Genomic DNA, 16,337 nt, shown 5'->3' with positions numbered 1-16,337 from the left:
CCTGCTTCCGCGTTGACACGCCTGCCGCTAGAGTGGCGCCAGCGCAGGGAGTTCACATGGAAAGAACAGGCATCGGCGTCATCCGCACCACCTTCGTCCTCGTTGCCCTGCTCGCCCTGAGCGGGTGCGCGACGCTGCGCCAGTTCGGCCCATCGGTGCAGGTGGGCACGGTCACGCCAGGACAGTACATCGCGCTCAAGCGCGGTGACATTCTCACCAGCGGCAAGCTCAGCGCGGCCACCATGGAGACCCTGCGCGTGGCCGGCCTGGACGAGGGCGCCTGTGCCAAACCCGGCCTGCCCTGCATCGAGGCGATGGAGGGCAGCATCGTCGTCCGCGAGGAGGACAAGCGCTCGGCGCTGGCCGAACTGTGGGTGCAGTACGCGATGACGATGCCGGCGCCGAAGCGCGAGTCGGCGTCGGTGGCCCGCAGCAAGGCCGCGACCGCCCCGCCTGACCCGACCTTCCAGCCGCGCCTGGATGCGTGGATGCAGATCGCGCGGCAATCCTATGCATATCTGTTCTTCACCGAACGCACCGCCAACCAGCGTGGCTTCGAAGACCGCCAGACCCAGGTGCGCGACTACTACAACCTGGCCGTGCAGGAATCAGCCGTGCTGCTGTTCGAAGCCTATTCGAGCAAGCAGGTGCGCAACGACAACGGGCGGTTCCAGCTGGGACGCTGGACCTTCGTACTGGCGCCTGCCGACGATGGCCCGGCAGCGGACACCCGCGAGCCGCTGGAACTGGTACCGGCCGCATCGATGTCCTTCACCGGCACCCTGCGCAGCGTGCATCGCCGCGATGGCTTCGGCGCCGAACTGGTGGCGGTGATGGCAGACCCGGCCAGCACCGGCCTGGCGGCCGCCGCCGCTGGTACCGCAACGACGGCCGAGCGCGACTGGAGCGAGATGCCGTCGCCGTCGATGACCGTGCTGCTGCGTTTTTCCGGCAACAACCTGTGGGAAGTGCTGCACGACGACGAGCCGGAACTGGAGATCCACGACCCCTACCAGGTAGCGGTGGTGGAACTGCACGGCGAACAGGTGCCACTGGCGGCGAACTTCACCGCCGGTTACGCGCTGTGGCTGGCCCGCTCCAACTTCAGCCGGCAATCGCTGCGTACGCTGTTCGGCGGCAAGGGCGGCATCGACAAGCCGCATCTGTTCATGATGCAGCCGTACGATCCGGACCGCCGCGTGCTGCTGATGATCCATGGCCTGGCCAGCAGCCCGGAGGCGTGGGTCAACGTGGCCAACGAACTGATGCGTGACGATGAGATCCGCGGCGACTTCCAGATCTGGCAGTTCTACTACCCGACCAACATGCCGATCGCCCTCAGCCACGATGAGATCCGGCGGATCCTGCATGAGGCACTGCAGCACTTCGACCCAACCGGCAAGGCGCTCGCATCGCACGACATGGTGGTGGTCGCGCACAGCATGGGCGGGGTGATTTCGCGGCTGATGGTGTCCTCCTCCGGCGACCATCTGGTCGACACCCTGCTGGCGACTGCGCAGATGACTCCGGCGCAGCGCGAACTGCTGCGTACGAAGGGCGCGCCGGTGCTGACATTCCAGCCGGAACCGGAGATCTCACGGGTGGTGTTCATCGCTACCCCCCATCGCGGCACCGATGTTGCCGGCACGCGCCTGGGGCGCTGGCTCGGCCGCTTCGTGCGCCTGCCGCTGACCGTGCTGGAGGATGTCGCGACATTGGCAAACGACGGCAAGGTCGAGCGCAACGATGACAAGCACGGCTACCAGATGAACAGCATCCAGAACCTGGACAAGGACGATGCCTTCGTCAAGGCCGTGGCCGATCTGCCGATATCGCCGAAGGTGCGTTACCACTCGATCATCGCGCGGACCCAGACCGAAGGCCCGCTTGAAAAGACCGACGATGGACTGGTTCCCTACTGGAGCTCGCATCTGCCGAAGGCCGTCTCGGAAAAGGTGATCGTGTCCGGTCACAGCGTGCAGGAAGCCACGCCGGCCATCGTCGAACTTCGCCGCATCCTGCATGAGGACATGGAGGCTCATCCTCTGCCGGCGAAGTAGCGCACGACTTACAGCAACCATGGCCCGCGCTTTCCCGTCCGGGCCACCGACAACGAGGCAATGGAATGCATATCTCAACACTGGTCGAGCTGCTCGGCAGCAAGGGCTCGGATGCTCATCTGCAGGCCTGGTTCGCGCAGCACGGTATCGGCAAGCCCCCGACCACGATCAGCGCGAACCAGGGGCAGAAATCGGTCAAGGACAAGCTCCACGACATGGAGTTCTACTTTGCCTTCGACATCATCAATGATCGCTTCTATCCGCCCACCGTCGGAGCGCGTGGCAGCCTGCTGAGCCACTTCAAGTCCGCCACCCTGTTCAGTCGCCGGCCCAAGGGCAATCCGCCAAAGCCCGACGGCTTCTGGGACGGATACGTGCAGCCATCAGCCACGCTCCAGGACTGCCTGGCGTACTTCAACGGCCGTTTGGAAGAATTCGGCGACACCGCCTACTTTGAAAAGCCGCTTACCGGGGACGTCGACATCAAGCTCTGGTTCTGCAAGCGCAGGCAGCGCGTGGACACCATCCAGCTCAATCTGCATGAGGACCGCGAGTTCATCGGCCATCATGATTTCGACCCTGGCAATGAACACAACACCACCCCGCAGGCGGCAACGCTGGTACTGAAGTGGCTGTTCGATCGCCGGCACCTGCGGGTGCCGCAGGCACTCTACGAGGCCGGGTTGGAGGATGATCACCAAGCGATCCTGCACTTTGCCGAGCAACATCTTGGCAACCACGTCTGGGCAGGCCAGCTTCACGATTCACCTGCGCTGCGCAGCGTGCTGGCCCACACCAGGACCACCCGCCCCCTGCGACTGGACAACGGCAGCCCGCTGCACCTGTTCGACAAGTGGCTGTACCTGAAGGCAGGCGGAGCATGGGAACGGCATCAGGCCCTCTACAACGACGACACACTGGCGGACTGGAGTGCGAGCGTGGATGCGTTCGAACGCGCGGTGGTGCTTGATGCCGCGCAGCGACAGGCTTTCCTGGCAATGCTGGACGACGCCTACCAGCGGGTTCAGCAAGCGCACCCTGCCTGATCGCATTGGGGGAAATCCCTCATCGTGCGTACGCATCGCTCTGGCTAAGGTGACCACTCTCTTCCGCAGGAGGTCCGCATGAACACGTCAGAGCCCAGCCGTCAGCCCAGCCCCGATCCGGCCGAGCGCGATGCGTTTTTCCCGTCGCCGTACTCGCTGTCCCAGTTCACTTCGGCAACCACCGATCTGTCCGGCGCGGACTATCCCGATGCCCGCCGTGACGGACGCTGGAAAGTGCTGATGATCGCCGCCGACGAACGCTATCTGCCGACCGCCAACGGCCACCTGTTCTCGACCGGCAACCATCCGGTGGAGACGCTGCTTCCGATGTATCACCTGCACAAGGCCGGCTTCGGGATCGACGTGGCGACGCTGTCGGGCAACCCGGTGAAGTTTGAATGGTGGGCGTTCCCACGCGAAGACCGCGAGATCGGCGGCCTGTACGAACACTACGAACCCCGCTTCCGCCAGCCTCTGCACCTGGACGACGTGGCGGCCACCCTCGATGCCGGTTCGGACTATGCCGCGGTGTTCATTCCCGGCGGTCACGGTGCGTTGATCGGCCTGCCGGAAAGCCGCGCGGTGAAGGCCACCCTGCAGTGGGCGGTGGACAATCAACGTCACATCATCACCCTCTGTCACGGCCCTGCCGCGCTGCTGGCGGCTGGCGTGGATGAAGCCGGTGGCGGTTCATTGTTCCGCGGTCATCGGATCTGCGCCTTCCCCGATGCGATGGACCGGCAGACCCCGGATATCGGCTACATGCCTGGTCAACTGCCGTGGTTCTTCGGTGAGCGCCTGGCCCAGCAGGGCGTGCAGATCGTCAACGAGGGCATCGATGGCAGCGTGATGCAGGACCGCCTGCTGTTGACCGGCGACAGCCCGCTGGCGGGCAATGCGCTGGGCAAGCTGGCTGCGCGCACCCTGCTGGATGCGTTGGCTGCACGCTGACCGGCATGGATACCGTCGTGCAGTCATTGCTGGTGCTGGAACGTGCACGTTCGCTGGCAGCCATCGGTACCGTACTGCGCGGCGTCGGTGCGCCGCTGGGTTATGACCGCACGCTGATGTTCGCTACCGGCACCGATCTGGACCGAGGCGCGCAGCGCCTGTACTGGATCGATGGCGATTGGTTCGGCGAGGGCGCCAGCAGTGGCGTGGCGCACTACCTGCATGCGTGCCCGGTCAATCGCCATGTGCTGGACAGCGATGCGCCGTTCTTCTGGAGCAAGCAGCAGGGCGTGCGCGGCGAGCGCTATCAGGTCGTGCGGCAACCGCGCGGCGAAGGACTGCACGGCCTGCAGGTGCCGGTGTTCGGTGCGACCGGCCTGGAAGGGGCGGTCAGCTGGGGAGGACGCACGATCGACGCATCTCCATCGGCACGGTTGCTGCTGGAGCTGATTGGCACCGCCGCCTTCCGTATGGCGCATCGGCTGTCTGTCGCCCCGGCGGTTGTGCCTGCCGGCACCCTCAGCGCCCGCGAGCGTGAGGTCCTGCGCTGGGTTGCCGCTGGTCGTCGCCAGGCCGATATTGCTGCGACTTTGGGGCTGTCCACACGCACGGTGGAAAACCACCTGCGCAGAGCACGCCAGCGGCTCGGCGTGGCGACCACGGCGCAGGCAGTGCGCGCGGCCAGCCGGCGCGGTGAGATCGGGGACTGAGCGCAGGCGCGGCACTTCCGGCTACTGCGGACGCATGTTAAACAGGCCAGGCGCATGTGCGCGATTGCAGAAAGCAAGGATGATGCTTATGAAACTGCAACTGGCCTCGATGGCCGCATTGGTGTTGGTAGTCGGCAGCTTGGCGGCGATGGGAGACGCCCACGCAGACCCCTCGGGCGGTGCCATCTGCGTACCAGTGAAAATGGGCCCCCACTATCACCAGCGGTGCGAGATCCACGACATCGACGAGAACGGAAATCCCTATACCTGGGTGTACTGGATCGACCAGAACGGTCAGTGGTACCTCCCGGCGGACTGATCTGGATTGAACACCGACTACGACTACAAGGAGTGTGATCAATGACGTTGCACAATCGAATGACCGCTTTTTCCTTCGCTGCAGTAGTTGCGCTTGCCGCGCTGGTGCCTTCAGCGCCGGCAAATGCCGCCGAAGAAGTCGGGCTGCAGGAAGAGTGCGTGCCCTTCCGGGCCGGCTTCGGCATCCACCAGCGTTGCACGCTGTACGTGGTCTATGACGATGGCACCCGCGTGGCCAGCGACCACTACAACCGCGACGAGAACGGGATGATGTACGACCCCTGATCGCCCAGCGGCATCAGCCGGGCGGTCGCACGCCGTCCGCCCGGCCCTTGCAGCCGCCCATCCCGGCATACCGCTGCACTTGCCTTCCATGGCATCCTCCATGAAACCGCTTTCATGGAATGGAGGGATTCCACGATGTTGTCTCGCTTCCGCACGTCCGCGCTCTGCGCACTTCTGGCTTTTGCACTGCCCGCCGCCAGCTGGGCAGCATCGCCCGCGCCGTTGAAGGTGATGTCCTTCAACGTACGCACGCCTGCCGACACCGACCCTGGCAAGCGCTGGGAAGACCGCCGCGATGCCATGGTCAAGGTGATCCAGCAGGCGCACCCGGCGGTGATCGGCACCCAGGAGCTGGTGCTGGAGCAGGCCAATTACCTGGCCGAACACCTGCCCGACTATCGCTGGTTCGGCGAAGGCCGCCGCGGTGGCAGTGGCGACGAACACATGGGCGTGTTCTACGACAGCAAGGTGCTGGCGGTGGAAGAGTCAGGCAATTTCTGGCTGTCCGATACGCCCGAGGTCGCAGGCAGCATCAGCTGGGGCAACCTGTTCCCGCGCATGGTCACCTGGGCCGTGTTCCGCCGCCTGGATGATGGCCGTCGCTTCTACTTCATGAACACCCACCTTCCCTACCGCGACGAGGACGAGCCGCGTCGGATCAAGGGAGCCGAACTGATTGCCACGCGCGTGGCCGCGCTGCCTTCCGACCTGCCGGTGGTACTGACCGGTGATTTCAACAGCGAGCCCGGCGGCGGCACCTATCAGGCCTTCACCCGGGTACTTCAGGACACCCGTCGCCAGGTCAAGTCGCCGCGGGGTCCGCGCCTGACCTTCCACAACTTCACAGGAACGGCGACCGCCGAGCTGGACTGGGTGCTGGTACGTGGCTTCCACGCGCGCAGCTTCCTGACCGATGACCGCCGCATCGACGGCGTACTGCCCTCCGACCACTTCCCGCTGGTGGTTGAGCTGGACTGGCCGAAGCACTGAACAATGCAGCGACCCTCGCTACGGCGACGGTCGCTTGCCCAGCAGGCGGTACAGCGCCTGGTGCTGGTCGCGCGCCTGGCAGATGCGCGCGCCGACGGCAAGGAACACCGCAATGCCGACAAGGCCAACACCCAGCATTGAATCGGGCAGGCGCACGAAGCCGATCACCGCGGCCATCGCTGCCAGTACCAATAACACCACCACGCCGACCGACAGCCCGGCCCCCGGCAGGCCGGGATCACCGAGCAGCGTCCGTTGCGCCGATTGCTTCTGTTCACCCATGTCCTGTCCTCCCGTGGTTTTTCCCCACTAGTTACACGGCGGGCGGCACTTCCGGCAGAGTCAGAAACGTCACAGCGGCGAGAACGTCCACGGCGGCCCACGCGCTACCCTGCCAGCATCCTCGTTGAGCGGAGACAACGCATGACCCATCGCAGCCGACTGGCCGGGTTCATCATCGATTGCCAGGACACACCCGCCGCAGACAGCGCGCGCTTCTGGGCCGCAGCGCTGGGCCTGCAGGCCGAGCCCGCCCGTGCTGAAGGCGACGCAGAGTATGCCGATCTGACGGGCGCGCCGGCGGGATTGAACGTGGAGGTGCAGCGGGTCGATCACCCGTCGCGGGTGCATCTGGATATCGAAAGCGACGACATCGACGCCGAAGCCGAAAGGCTGGAAAAACTCGGTGCCCGCCGGGTCGGTTTCGTCAAACGCTGGTGGGTGATGGAAGCGCCCACCGGCCATCGATTCTGCATCGTGCGCATGCGTGATCACGATGCTCCGGCCAACCACTGGCCGTGATGAAAAAAGGGACGGAAGCAGATGCTTCCGTCCCCCGTTGATCAGCGCGCCTGCGCCACGCTCGGCGCCTGCGGTGACTGGCCCCAGCCACCAAGTGCCTTGTACACACCCACGACACTGACATTGACCTCTGATTCGGCGGCCGCCAGTGCATCATCGGCCACCAGTTGCGTGCGCTGCGCGTCCAGCAGGGTCAGGAAGTCCTCCGACCCTTCGCGGTAGCGGATCTGCGCCAGCGATTCGGCACGCCGCGCCGCCTGCGCCTGCTCGACAACGATGGCCAACCGTGCCTGCTGCTTGGAGTAGCGGGTCAACGCGTTTTCGGTGTCCTCCAGCGCCAGCAGCACCGCCTGTTCGTACTGCGCGGCCACGCCCTCGGCCTCGGCCTTGCTGGCACGCAGGCGTGCCCTGACCGTACCGAAGTCGAATGCCGCCCAGCTCAACGACGGGGTCAGCGACCATGCCTTGTTGTTGCCGTTGACCAGGCCACTGGCATCGCCGCCAAGGAAGCCGACGAAGCCGGACAGCGACAACCGCGGGAACAGATCGGCCGTGGCCACGCCGACACGCGCGGTGGCGGCAGCCAGGCGACGCTCGGCCACGCGCACGTCGGCACGCTGGCGCAGCAGTTCGCGGGTGTCACCCAGCGGCAGTGCCTTGGCAAACGCCGGCACTTCGTGCGGCGCCAGCATGGCGGTCAGCACTTCCGGGCGCTGGCCAAGCAGGACAGCCAACCGGTTGCGCGACTGCGTCTCGGCCACTTCCAACAGGGGGATGTCGGCCTCGATGGCTTTCAACCGTGCGCGGCTGCTCTGCACGTCCAGCTCGCTGCCGGCACCCAGTTCCCAGCGCGCCTCGGTCAGCCGCTGCGTATCGCGCAGGTTGACCAGGGTGCGCTGGGCCACCGCGATGCGCTTCTGGGTGCCACGCAACTCGAAGTAGTTGCGTGCCACTTCGGCAGCGATCAGCACCTGCGCGTCGGCAAGGTTGGCCTGCTCGGCGTCCAGGTCGGCACGCGCAGCCTCTGCAGCACGGCGCTTGCGGCCGAACAGATCCAGCTCCCAGCCCGCATCGAAGCCGAGCTGGTAGCTTTCACTGAACACCCGCTGCCCACCCAGCTGCGGATCGGGTTGCTTGCGGCGGTCGTAGCTGCCGCCAGCGGTAACGTGTGGCGCCTGGTCGAAGCGGCTCTCGACAAACACGGCACGGGCCTGGCTGACACGGGCGACAGCCACGCGCAGGTCCAGGTTGTCCGACAGCGCGCCGTGCACCAGTTCTTCAAGCACGGGGTCATCGAACTGCGCCCACCAGCTGGCCACCGGCGAGGCGGTGCTGAAGACCGGCTGCTGTGCACCCTGCAGGACGACGGGCTCCTGCACCGGTGCCTTGTAGTTGGGGCCGACGCTGACACAGCCCGCCAGCACCAGGCTGGAGACGGCCATCGCCAGGGTGCGGATCACCATGGCAGCACCTCGCCCAGGTAGGTGAAGCTGCCGCTGGCGCCGGACTCGCCGATCAGCGCCATCTGCACGCTGGAACGCGCGCCCTCGGCGATTTCGATCTCGCCGTTGCCACCGTTCATATCGGTTTTCACGTAGCCGGGGTGCACGGTGTTGACCTTGATCGGCGTACTGCGCAGTTCATGGGCCAGGGCCAGGGTCCAGCTGTTCACCGCGGCCTTGGACGCGTTGTAGGCCGGGATCTTGAAGTCGTAGATGCCCGAGGTCGGATCGGCATGCAGGGTCTGCGAGCCGAGCATGCTGGAGACGTTGACGATGCGGCCGGACTTGGCCTGCTTGATCAGCGGCAGGAACGCCTGGGTCACCGCCACCAGCGCATACACGTTGGTCTCGAACGTGCGACGCCAGGTGTCCAGCGACTGCTCCGACGGCAGTTGCGCTGGGTTCTCGATCATGATGCCGGCGTTGTTGACGAGGATGTCCAGACGACCATGGCGCTGACGCACCTGCTCGACCGCCTCGGCGATGCTGGCGCCATCATTGACGTCCAGCTGCAGCGCTTCCACCGGCAGGCCCTCGGCCTGCAGCTTCAACGCCAGTTCCACTGCGGTTTCGCGCTTGCGCCCGGCCAGCAGCGTGTGCACGCCGGCCTGTGCCAACTGGCGCACGGTTTCCAGGCCGATGCCGCGGGTTGCGCCGGTGACCAGCGCGATCTTGTTCTGATGGGTGTTCATGGATTCGTTGCCTTGGTAGGGGGAAGCGGGCGCCGGTGATTGCCGGCGCCGCTGTTTTCCATGTCAGTGGTGGATGGTCGGCTCGCCGTGCTGCACCAGCTGGCCACCACCGTTGCGGGTGACGAACTTGCGCAGTGCCACGTAGAACACCGGGGTCAGGAACAGGCCGAACAGGGTCACGCCCAGCATGCCGGCGAACACCGTGATGCCGGTCACCGAGCGCACTTCGGCGCCAGCGCCATGCGACAGCACCAGCGGCACGGTGCCGGCGATGAAGGCGATGGAGGTCATCACGATCGGGCGCAGACGCAGGCGGCAGGCTTCCAGTGCCGCTTCGACGATGCCCTTGCCGCCCATTTCCAGCTCTCTGGCGAACTCGACGATCAGGATCGCGTTCTTGCACGCCAGGCCCATCAGCACCACCAGGCCGACCTGCACGAACACGTTGTTGTCGCCGCCGGTCATCCACACGCCGAACAGCGCGGACAGCAGGGTCATCGGCACGATCAGGATCACCGCCAGCGGCAGCGACCAGCTTTCGTACAGCGCGGCCAGCACCAGGAAGGCGAGCATGATCGCCACCGGGAACACGATGAAGGCCGCCTTGCCCTGGGTCGCCTGCTGGTAGCTCAGGTCGGTCCATTCGGTAGCCATGCCCACCGGCAGCACCTTGGCGGCGATGGCGGTGAGGTTGTTCATCGCTTCGGCCGAGGACAGCACACGCGGGTCGGCTTCACCGGCCAGGTCAGCGGCGGGGTAGCCGTTGAAGCGCAGTACCGGGTCCGGACCGTAGGTTTCCTTGACGGTGACCATCGAGCCGATCGGCACCATCTCGCCACGGTCGTTGCGGGTCCGCAGCTTGCCGATGTCTTCGACGCTGTCACGGAACTGGCCATCGGCCTGCGCGATCACCTGCCAGGTACGTCCGAACTGGTTGAAGTCGTTGACGTAGGCCGAACCCAGGTAGGTCTGCAGCGTATCGAACAACTCGGTCAGCTGTACGCCCTGGGCCTTCGCCTTGACACGGTCCACCTCGGCATCCAGCTGCGGCACGTTGGCCTGGTAGCTGGTGATCGGGAAGGCCATGCCCGGGGTCTGTGCAACCGCACCCTGCATCGACTGCACCGCGTTCTGCAATGCGCCATAGCCGAGGTTGCCACGGTCCTGGATGAACATCTGGTAGCCGTTGCCGTTACCGAGGCCGAGGATCGGCGGCGGCATCATGGCGAAGGCGAACCCTTCCTGCAGGCCTGCGATCTTCTGGTTGATCTCCGCATTGATCTGCGCCGCGGTGCGGCCATGGCGCTCACTGAACGGCTTGAGCGGAATGAACGCAACACCGGTGTTGGGCGTGTTGGTGAACTGCAGGGCATTCAGGCCCGGGAACGAAATGGTGTGAGCCACACCGTCGGTTTCCTGGGCGATCTTGGCGACCTTGCGCAGCATTTCATCGGTACGCGCGATCGACGAACCCTCCGGCAGCTTCACGCCGGCGATCAGGTACAGCTTGTCCTGGGTCGGAATGAAGCCCGGCGGCACCAGCTTGAAGATGAAGCCGGTACCGACCAGCAGCACCGCATACACCACGAACACCGCACCACGACGACCGAGGATCTTCGACACGCCACGCTCGTACTTTTCAGAGCTGGACTTGAAGAAGCGGTTGAACGGACGGAACACCCAGCCGAACAGACGGTCGATGATGCGGGTCGGGGCATCCTTCGGCGCGCCATGCGGCTTGAGCAGGCGGGCCGCCAGGGCCGGCGACAGGGTCAGCGAGTTGATCGCCGAGATCACCGTGGAGATGGCGATGGTGACCGCGAACTGCTTGTAGAACTGACCGGTGACGCCCGACAGGAACGCCATCGGCACGAACACCGCACACAGCACCAGCGCGATGGCGATGATCGGCCCGGACACTTCGCGCATCGCCTGATGCGCAGCGGCCAGCGGGGTCAAGCCTTCTTCGATGTTGCGCTCAACGTTTTCCACCACCACGATCGCGTCATCGACCACGATGCCGATCGCCAGCACCAGGCCGAACAGGCTCAGCGTGTTGATCGAGAAGCCCAGCAGGTACAGCGCGCCGAACGTACCGACGATCGACACCGGCACCGCGATGAGCGGGATGATCGAAGCACGCCAGGTCTGCAGGAACAGGATCACCACCAGCACCACCAGCGCGATGGCTTCCAGCAGGGTGGAGACCACGGCCTTGATCGAGTCGCGCACGAAGATGGTGGTGTCATACACCGCTTCGTACTTCACGTCGGCCGGCATGGTCTTCTGCATCTCGTCCATGCTGGCCATCACCGCATCGCGGATCTCCAGCGCATTGGCGCCGGGGGCCTGGAAGATACCGATACCCACCGCGTTCTTGCCGTCCAGCTGCGAGCGCAGCGTGTAGTCACCGGCACCCAGTTCGACCCGGGCCACGTCCGCCAGCCGCACCACTTCACCGTCGGTGCCGCTCTTGAGCACGATGTCGCCGAACTCCTGCTCGCTGCGCAGGCGGCCCTGGGCATTGATCAGGGTCAGGAACTGGCTGTTGGGCATCGGCTCGGCGCCGAGCTGGCCGGCCGAGACCTGCACGTTCTGCTCGCGCATGGCGCGCACCACATCGCTGGCGGTCAGGCCGCGCGCGGCCACCTTGTCCGGGTCCAGCCAGGCGCGCATGGCATAGTCACCACCGCCGAAGATCTGCGCGTCGCCGACGCCCTGGATACGTGCCAGCGCGTCCTTGACGTGCAGGCGGGCGTAGTTGCGCAGGTACAGGGTGTCGTACTTGCCGTTGGGCGAGGTCAGGTGCACCACCATCAGGAAGGTGGGCGACTGCTTCTGGGTGGTCACGCCTTGCCGGCGCACGTCCTCGGGCAGTCGCGCCTGGGCCTGGGCAACGCGGTTCTGCACCTTCACCGCCGCTTCGTCCGGGTCGGTGCCCGGGCGGAAGGTGATGGTCATCTGCAGCACGCCGTCGGAACCGGCCACCGACTTGAGGTAGATCATGCCCTCAACGCCGTTGATGGCCTCCTCCAGCGGGGTGGCCACGGTTTCGGCGATCACCTTCGGGTTGGCGCCCGGGTAGACCGTGCGTACGACCACCGACGGCGGCACCACTTCGGGGTACTCACCGATGGGCAGCATCGGAATCGAGATCAGGCCTGCGGCGAAGATCACGATCGACAGCACCGCCGCGAAGATCGGCCTGTCGATGAAGAAACGGGAAAAGTCCATGGAAGAATTCCTGGAAAAGGCCGTCGGCGGGCAACAGCCGCCCTGCCCCTCGCCAATCTGGCGAAGGCAGTGACGGCTGCCGCTGGCACCGGCAGCTAAGCGGGGACGCGGATCAGGAGCCGGCGGATCAGTGGTTCAGTGCGGCAGTTGCATCGCGACCCGGCGCCGGCGCAGCGGTGGGCTGCATCGCCACCGCCTTCGCCTGCACCGGCATACCGGGCATGAAGACCTTCTGCACGCCATCGATGATCACCTTGTCACCGGCGGCCAGGCCCTGCTCGACGATGCGCAGGCCTTCGGCGGTGCGGCCGAGGCGGATGTCACGGCGCTGGGCCTTGCCATCCTTGTCGACCACATAGACGTACTTGCGGTCCTGGTCGGTCAGCACGGCCTTGTCGTCGATCAGCATGGCCTGGAACTGGCCGCTGCCGAGCAGCTGCACGCGGGCGAACAGGCCCGGGGTGAACTGGCGATCGGCGTTGTCCAGCAGTGCGCGGACGCGGATGGTGCCGGTGCTGCGGGTCACCTGGTTGTCGAGGAAGTCGACCTTGCCCGAGTGCGGGTAGCCTTCTTCACCGGACAGGCCGATCTTCACCGGCAGCTCGCTGTCGCGCTCGCTCGGGCGCTCGCCCTTGCGTGCCATCTGCGCGTAGCGCAGGAAGGTGCTTTCGTCGGCATCGAAGTACACGAACACCGTATCCAGCGAGACCAGCGTGGTCAGCACGCTGGCGCTGTCGCCAGCGGTGACCAGGTTGCCGGCGGTGACCATCGCCCGGCCGGCACGGCCGTCGATCGGCGCACGCACCTTGGTGAACTCCAGGTTGAGGCGGGCGGCATCCACCGCGGCCTGCGCAGCCTGCACTGCCGCACCGGACTGGTCGGCGGCCGCACGACGCTGTTCGGCGGTCTCGGTGGAAATCGCCTGCTGTTCGGCCAGGCGCTTGGCACGCTCGGACTCGCTGCGGGCCAGCACCGCCTGGGTGCGCGCACGGGCCAGTTCGGCGTTGGCGCGGTCGTACTCGGCCTGGTAGCTGCGGGCATCGATGGTGAACAGGACGGCGCCCTTCTTCACTTCTTCGCCTTCAACGTAGTTGACCTTGTCGATGTAGCCGGACACGCGCGGGCGCAGCTCGACGCTCTGCACGGCCTCGACGCGACCGCTGAATTCATCCCACTGGCTGACCTGCTTGAGCAGCACGGGGGCAGCTGAGACCTGCGGCGGGGGCGGCGCGCCGGCTTCTTCGGCATGGCCACCGCTGCAGGCCGCCAGGACGGCGGCAGCGAGGATCGACACGCCAGCCATCGCGATGCGATGACCGAAACGATGTGGAGTGGTATTGGGGGAAGTCATGGCATGCATCCGTACGGAGGGGTGGTACAGCTATTTGAGAATTGCTATCAACTTTCGGCGGCGTATCCTGCGACCTCAACCAAAGTCGAGGTCAAGCAACGCCTGCGGTGTCGCGCCACAGCGGCGGTATTTCCAGGTGCAGCAGGCCGCGTGGCAGTTCGGCATCACTGCTGTCGCAACGGACGATTGCGCGGTTGTCGCGGCACCCGTCGAGCAGGGACACCACGCGGCGACCGACCAGCAGTGAACTCGGCCATTCAATACAGGCGTTGGCAGCGTTGGCCGGCGTGCAGACCGGACTGCACACTTCCAGCATCTGCGCGCGTACGCCTACGGCCTGCGCTTCCTGGTGCACCACCTGCGCGTACATGCGCAGCGCGGCGGTGGTGATCGAGGTCTCGCCATAGCCTGCCCAGGGCTTGAGCCCGGCCGGGCTGCCGATCATCACGTAGCGGCGAGCATGCACGTTGTCCTGCAGCAGCGGCAGCAGGTGGTGCACTGCGTGCACATGCGGCATCAGGTCCGCCTGCAATGCCGCCGACAGGGCGTCACCGCCACGCTCGACCACGCGGCCACGGTTGTACGGGCCGCCCATCGCGGCAACCACCGCTGCCAGCGGGCGCGGGCGCTGCGCCACGCGTTCGGCCAGCGCACGTGCCGAACTGTCGTCGCTGAGCGAGCCCAGCATCGTCTGCAGGCCCGGCTCATCGGCGAACTGCTCGTGCAACGCCGCCAGGCGGCCGGGATCGCGGCCGACCACCAGCACGGGGCTGCCGGCCTCCAGCAATGCGCCGACCACACCCTGGCCCACGGCACCGGTGCCGCCGAGAACCAGGACCTCGGGCGTCAGAATCCCATTCACGGGACATTTCCTCCCAAATCCGGGATAGTCCCGATTCGGCGCAGTCGGTCACCCTTGTGTGAAGCAAGGTGCAAGGCACCGCCACGCTGCTGACGCATGGGCGCGGTAAACTCCCGAAAATCCTTGTTAACCAAGGAGCTGGGACGGGATTCAACGGTCATTGCCAGGTCCAGGGCGTTCTGGCCGGCAATCCGGAAGCGGGCAAGAATGTTGCGCAGGCTCATGGCGGACGGGCTCCAATTAGCGAATGGCGCCACGATAGACCTCAAACCCCTACTTGATTAGTCCTGATTAAGGGGAATAATCATCCCGTCCCCGGTCCAATCGTTCTGTCACGATTGCCCCATCCCCGACGTCCAGGATCCCTGACCATGTCCCACGATCTCAACGAGACGCTGATCTTCGTCAAAGTGGTCGAGCAAGGCAGCTTCATCGCGGCTGCCAAATCGCTCGGCCTGCCCAAGACCACGGTCAGCCGCAAAGTGCAGGAACTTGAGACGCGCCTGGGTGCGCGCCTGCTGCACCGGACCACGCGCCGCCTCGGCCTCACCGAAGCCGGCTCGATCTATCACGAGCATTGCCAGCGCATCGCGCGCGAACTTGAAGAAGCCGAAAGCGCGGTCAGCCAGCTGCAGTCTGGTCCACGCGGATGGTTGCGCTTCACCGTGCCCTATTCGATCGGCATCACCTGGATCGCACCGCTGCTGGGCCAGTTCCATGCGCAGTACCCGGAAATCCGCCTGGACATGCACATGGGCAACGAGAAGCTGGACCTGATCGCCGGTGAGGCCGATCTTGCCCTGCGCGTGGGTGCCCTGCCCGATTCCAACCTGGTGGCGCGCAAGCTCGGCAGCCTGCGCACGCAGGTGTTCGCCAGCCCGGCCTACATCGAGCGCTACGGCGAGCCGCTGCATCCGGAAGAGCTGCAGTTCCACCGCATCCTGGCCATGCGCAAGCCGTACCACACCGGCAATTCGCCGCGCTTTACCTGGCAGCTGGGCGAGAACGGTGGCGAGCTGCGCGACTTCCCGGTGACGCCGCTGATGACGGCCAACGACATGTCTGCGCTGAATGGCGCGCTGGTGTGCGGCGAAGGTCTGCTGCTGACCGGCGACGTGATGGCCAAGCCATTCGTCGAGTCGGGCATGGTGCGCCGCGTGCTGGCCGGCTGGACCGGGCCCGAAGTGGATTTCAATGCGGTGTTCGCCGGTGGCCGCCTGGTGTCGCCGAAGGTGCGCGCGTTCGTCGATTTCCTGGTGGAGAAGCTCAACTTCGATGCCAACTACATGCTGGCGCAGTGCCCCGGTGCGAAGCTGGCGCGGCAGCAGCAGGAACAGGAAGAAGCGGCGCTGGCGAGCAGCGGCAAGCGGATCCTGGAAAAGGTGGCTGCTTCGGCGGCGTAAGCTGCAGCGATGCCGCCTGTACCCTGCTCTCCTGGATGGCCTCCGGTAGATGCCGACCTTGGTCGGCACGGCTCTCCACATGGGCTATCGGCGTGCCGAGCACACTCGGCACCTACAGAAAATGCCGCCTGC

16 protein-coding genes are annotated in these 16,337 nt (G+C 65.7%); 9 read left to right on the top strand and 7 right to left on the bottom strand.

The genetic code is table 11. The annotated features are described in order from the left end of the window. Positions 1-56 precede the first annotated feature (56 nt). From LC407_RS04640 to LC407_RS04610, 7 genes are all read left to right on the top strand, one after another. Positions 57-2,060: an alpha/beta hydrolase gene (locus tag LC407_RS04640; RefSeq protein WP_223482263.1), complete on the top strand. Its 2,004-nt coding sequence runs from the start codon at positions 57-59 to the stop codon at positions 2,058-2,060. A 65-nt stretch (positions 2,061-2,125) separates the two neighbouring features. Further along, a complete protein-coding gene (locus LC407_RS04635) occupies positions 2,126-3,106 on the top strand; it encodes a hypothetical protein (RefSeq protein WP_223482262.1) in 981 nt (326 codons plus the stop codon). Positions 3,107-3,184: 78 nt separating this feature from the next. Then, positions 3,185-4,057, top strand: a complete 873-nt coding sequence (gene hchA, locus LC407_RS04630; RefSeq protein WP_223482261.1) for a glyoxalase III HchA — start codon at positions 3,185-3,187, stop codon at positions 4,055-4,057. 5 nt (positions 4,058-4,062) lie between these two features. Then, positions 4,063-4,767, top strand: coding sequence for a PA1136 family autoinducer-binding transcriptional regulator (locus tag LC407_RS04625; RefSeq protein WP_025878851.1), 705 nt, complete (start codon positions 4,063-4,065; stop codon positions 4,765-4,767). A gap of 88 nt (positions 4,768-4,855) precedes the next feature. Beyond that, positions 4,856-5,086, top strand: a complete 231-nt coding sequence (locus tag LC407_RS04620) for a hypothetical protein (protein ID WP_080149121.1) — start codon at positions 4,856-4,858, stop codon at positions 5,084-5,086. Positions 5,087-5,127: 41 nt separating this feature from the next. After that, complete coding sequence (locus LC407_RS04615) at positions 5,128-5,370, top strand: hypothetical protein (protein ID WP_080149122.1); 243 nt, start codon at positions 5,128-5,130, stop codon at positions 5,368-5,370. Positions 5,371-5,505: 135 nt separating this feature from the next. Next, positions 5,506-6,360, top strand: coding sequence for an endonuclease/exonuclease/phosphatase family protein (locus tag LC407_RS04610; protein WP_223482260.1), 855 nt, complete (start codon positions 5,506-5,508; stop codon positions 6,358-6,360). Positions 6,361-6,378: 18 nt separating this feature from the next. Here LC407_RS04610 and LC407_RS04605 read toward each other — a convergent pair whose 3' ends face one another. After that, complete coding sequence (locus LC407_RS04605; RefSeq protein ID WP_025878847.1) at positions 6,379-6,642, bottom strand: hypothetical protein; 264 nt, start codon at positions 6,640-6,642, stop codon at positions 6,379-6,381. Positions 6,643-6,783: 141 nt separating this feature from the next. On the opposite strand from LC407_RS04605, the gene LC407_RS04600 reads away from it, so the two are divergent. Further along, positions 6,784-7,161: a VOC family protein gene (locus tag LC407_RS04600; RefSeq protein ID WP_033830848.1), complete on the top strand. Its 378-nt coding sequence runs from the start codon at positions 6,784-6,786 to the stop codon at positions 7,159-7,161. A gap of 41 nt (positions 7,162-7,202) precedes the next feature. Here LC407_RS04600 and LC407_RS04595 read toward each other — a convergent pair whose 3' ends face one another. From LC407_RS04595 to LC407_RS04570, 6 genes are all read right to left on the bottom strand, one after another. Further along, the gene (locus LC407_RS04595; protein ID WP_223482259.1) at positions 7,203-8,624 is read right to left on the bottom strand and encodes an efflux transporter outer membrane subunit; all 1,422 of its coding nucleotides are present in this window, start codon (positions 8,622-8,624) and stop codon (positions 7,203-7,205) included. Further along, a complete protein-coding gene (locus LC407_RS04590; RefSeq protein WP_025878844.1) occupies positions 8,618-9,355 on the bottom strand; it encodes an SDR family oxidoreductase in 738 nt (245 codons plus the stop codon). Before LC407_RS04590 ends, LC407_RS04595 begins: the two co-directional genes overlap by 7 nt. Before the next feature lie 63 nt (positions 9,356-9,418). After that, positions 9,419-12,589, bottom strand: coding sequence for a multidrug efflux RND transporter permease subunit (locus tag LC407_RS04585; protein ID WP_025878843.1), 3,171 nt, complete (start codon positions 12,587-12,589; stop codon positions 9,419-9,421). Positions 12,590-12,716: 127 nt separating this feature from the next. Beyond that, on the bottom strand, positions 12,717-13,940 hold the full coding sequence (locus tag LC407_RS04580) for an efflux RND transporter periplasmic adaptor subunit (protein WP_025878842.1): 1,224 nt from the start codon (positions 13,938-13,940) through the stop codon (positions 12,717-12,719). Between the two features lie 91 nt (positions 13,941-14,031). Then, positions 14,032-14,802 carry an SDR family NAD(P)-dependent oxidoreductase gene (locus LC407_RS04575; protein ID WP_025878841.1) on the bottom strand — a complete coding sequence of 257 codons (771 nt, stop codon included), beginning with the start codon at positions 14,800-14,802 and terminating at the stop codon, positions 14,032-14,034. Beyond that, on the bottom strand, positions 14,799-15,026 hold the full coding sequence (locus tag LC407_RS04570) for a hypothetical protein (protein ID WP_025878840.1): 228 nt from the start codon (positions 15,024-15,026) through the stop codon (positions 14,799-14,801). Before LC407_RS04570 ends, LC407_RS04575 begins: the two co-directional genes overlap by 4 nt. A gap of 147 nt (positions 15,027-15,173) precedes the next feature. Between LC407_RS04570 and LC407_RS04565 the strand changes: the two genes are divergently transcribed. Beyond that, positions 15,174-16,205, top strand: coding sequence for a LysR family transcriptional regulator (locus LC407_RS04565; protein ID WP_025878839.1), 1,032 nt, complete (start codon positions 15,174-15,176; stop codon positions 16,203-16,205). Positions 16,206-16,337 lie beyond the last annotated feature (132 nt).

Origin of the sequence: Stenotrophomonas sp. OVS01A (assembly GCF_019969775.1) — a bacterium.
Lineage (GTDB): Bacteria > Pseudomonadota > Gammaproteobacteria > Xanthomonadales > Xanthomonadaceae > Stenotrophomonas > Stenotrophomonas indicatrix.
Note: the sequence above shows the minus strand (reverse complement) of the source record. Positions and strands in the feature narration are given on the sequence as shown.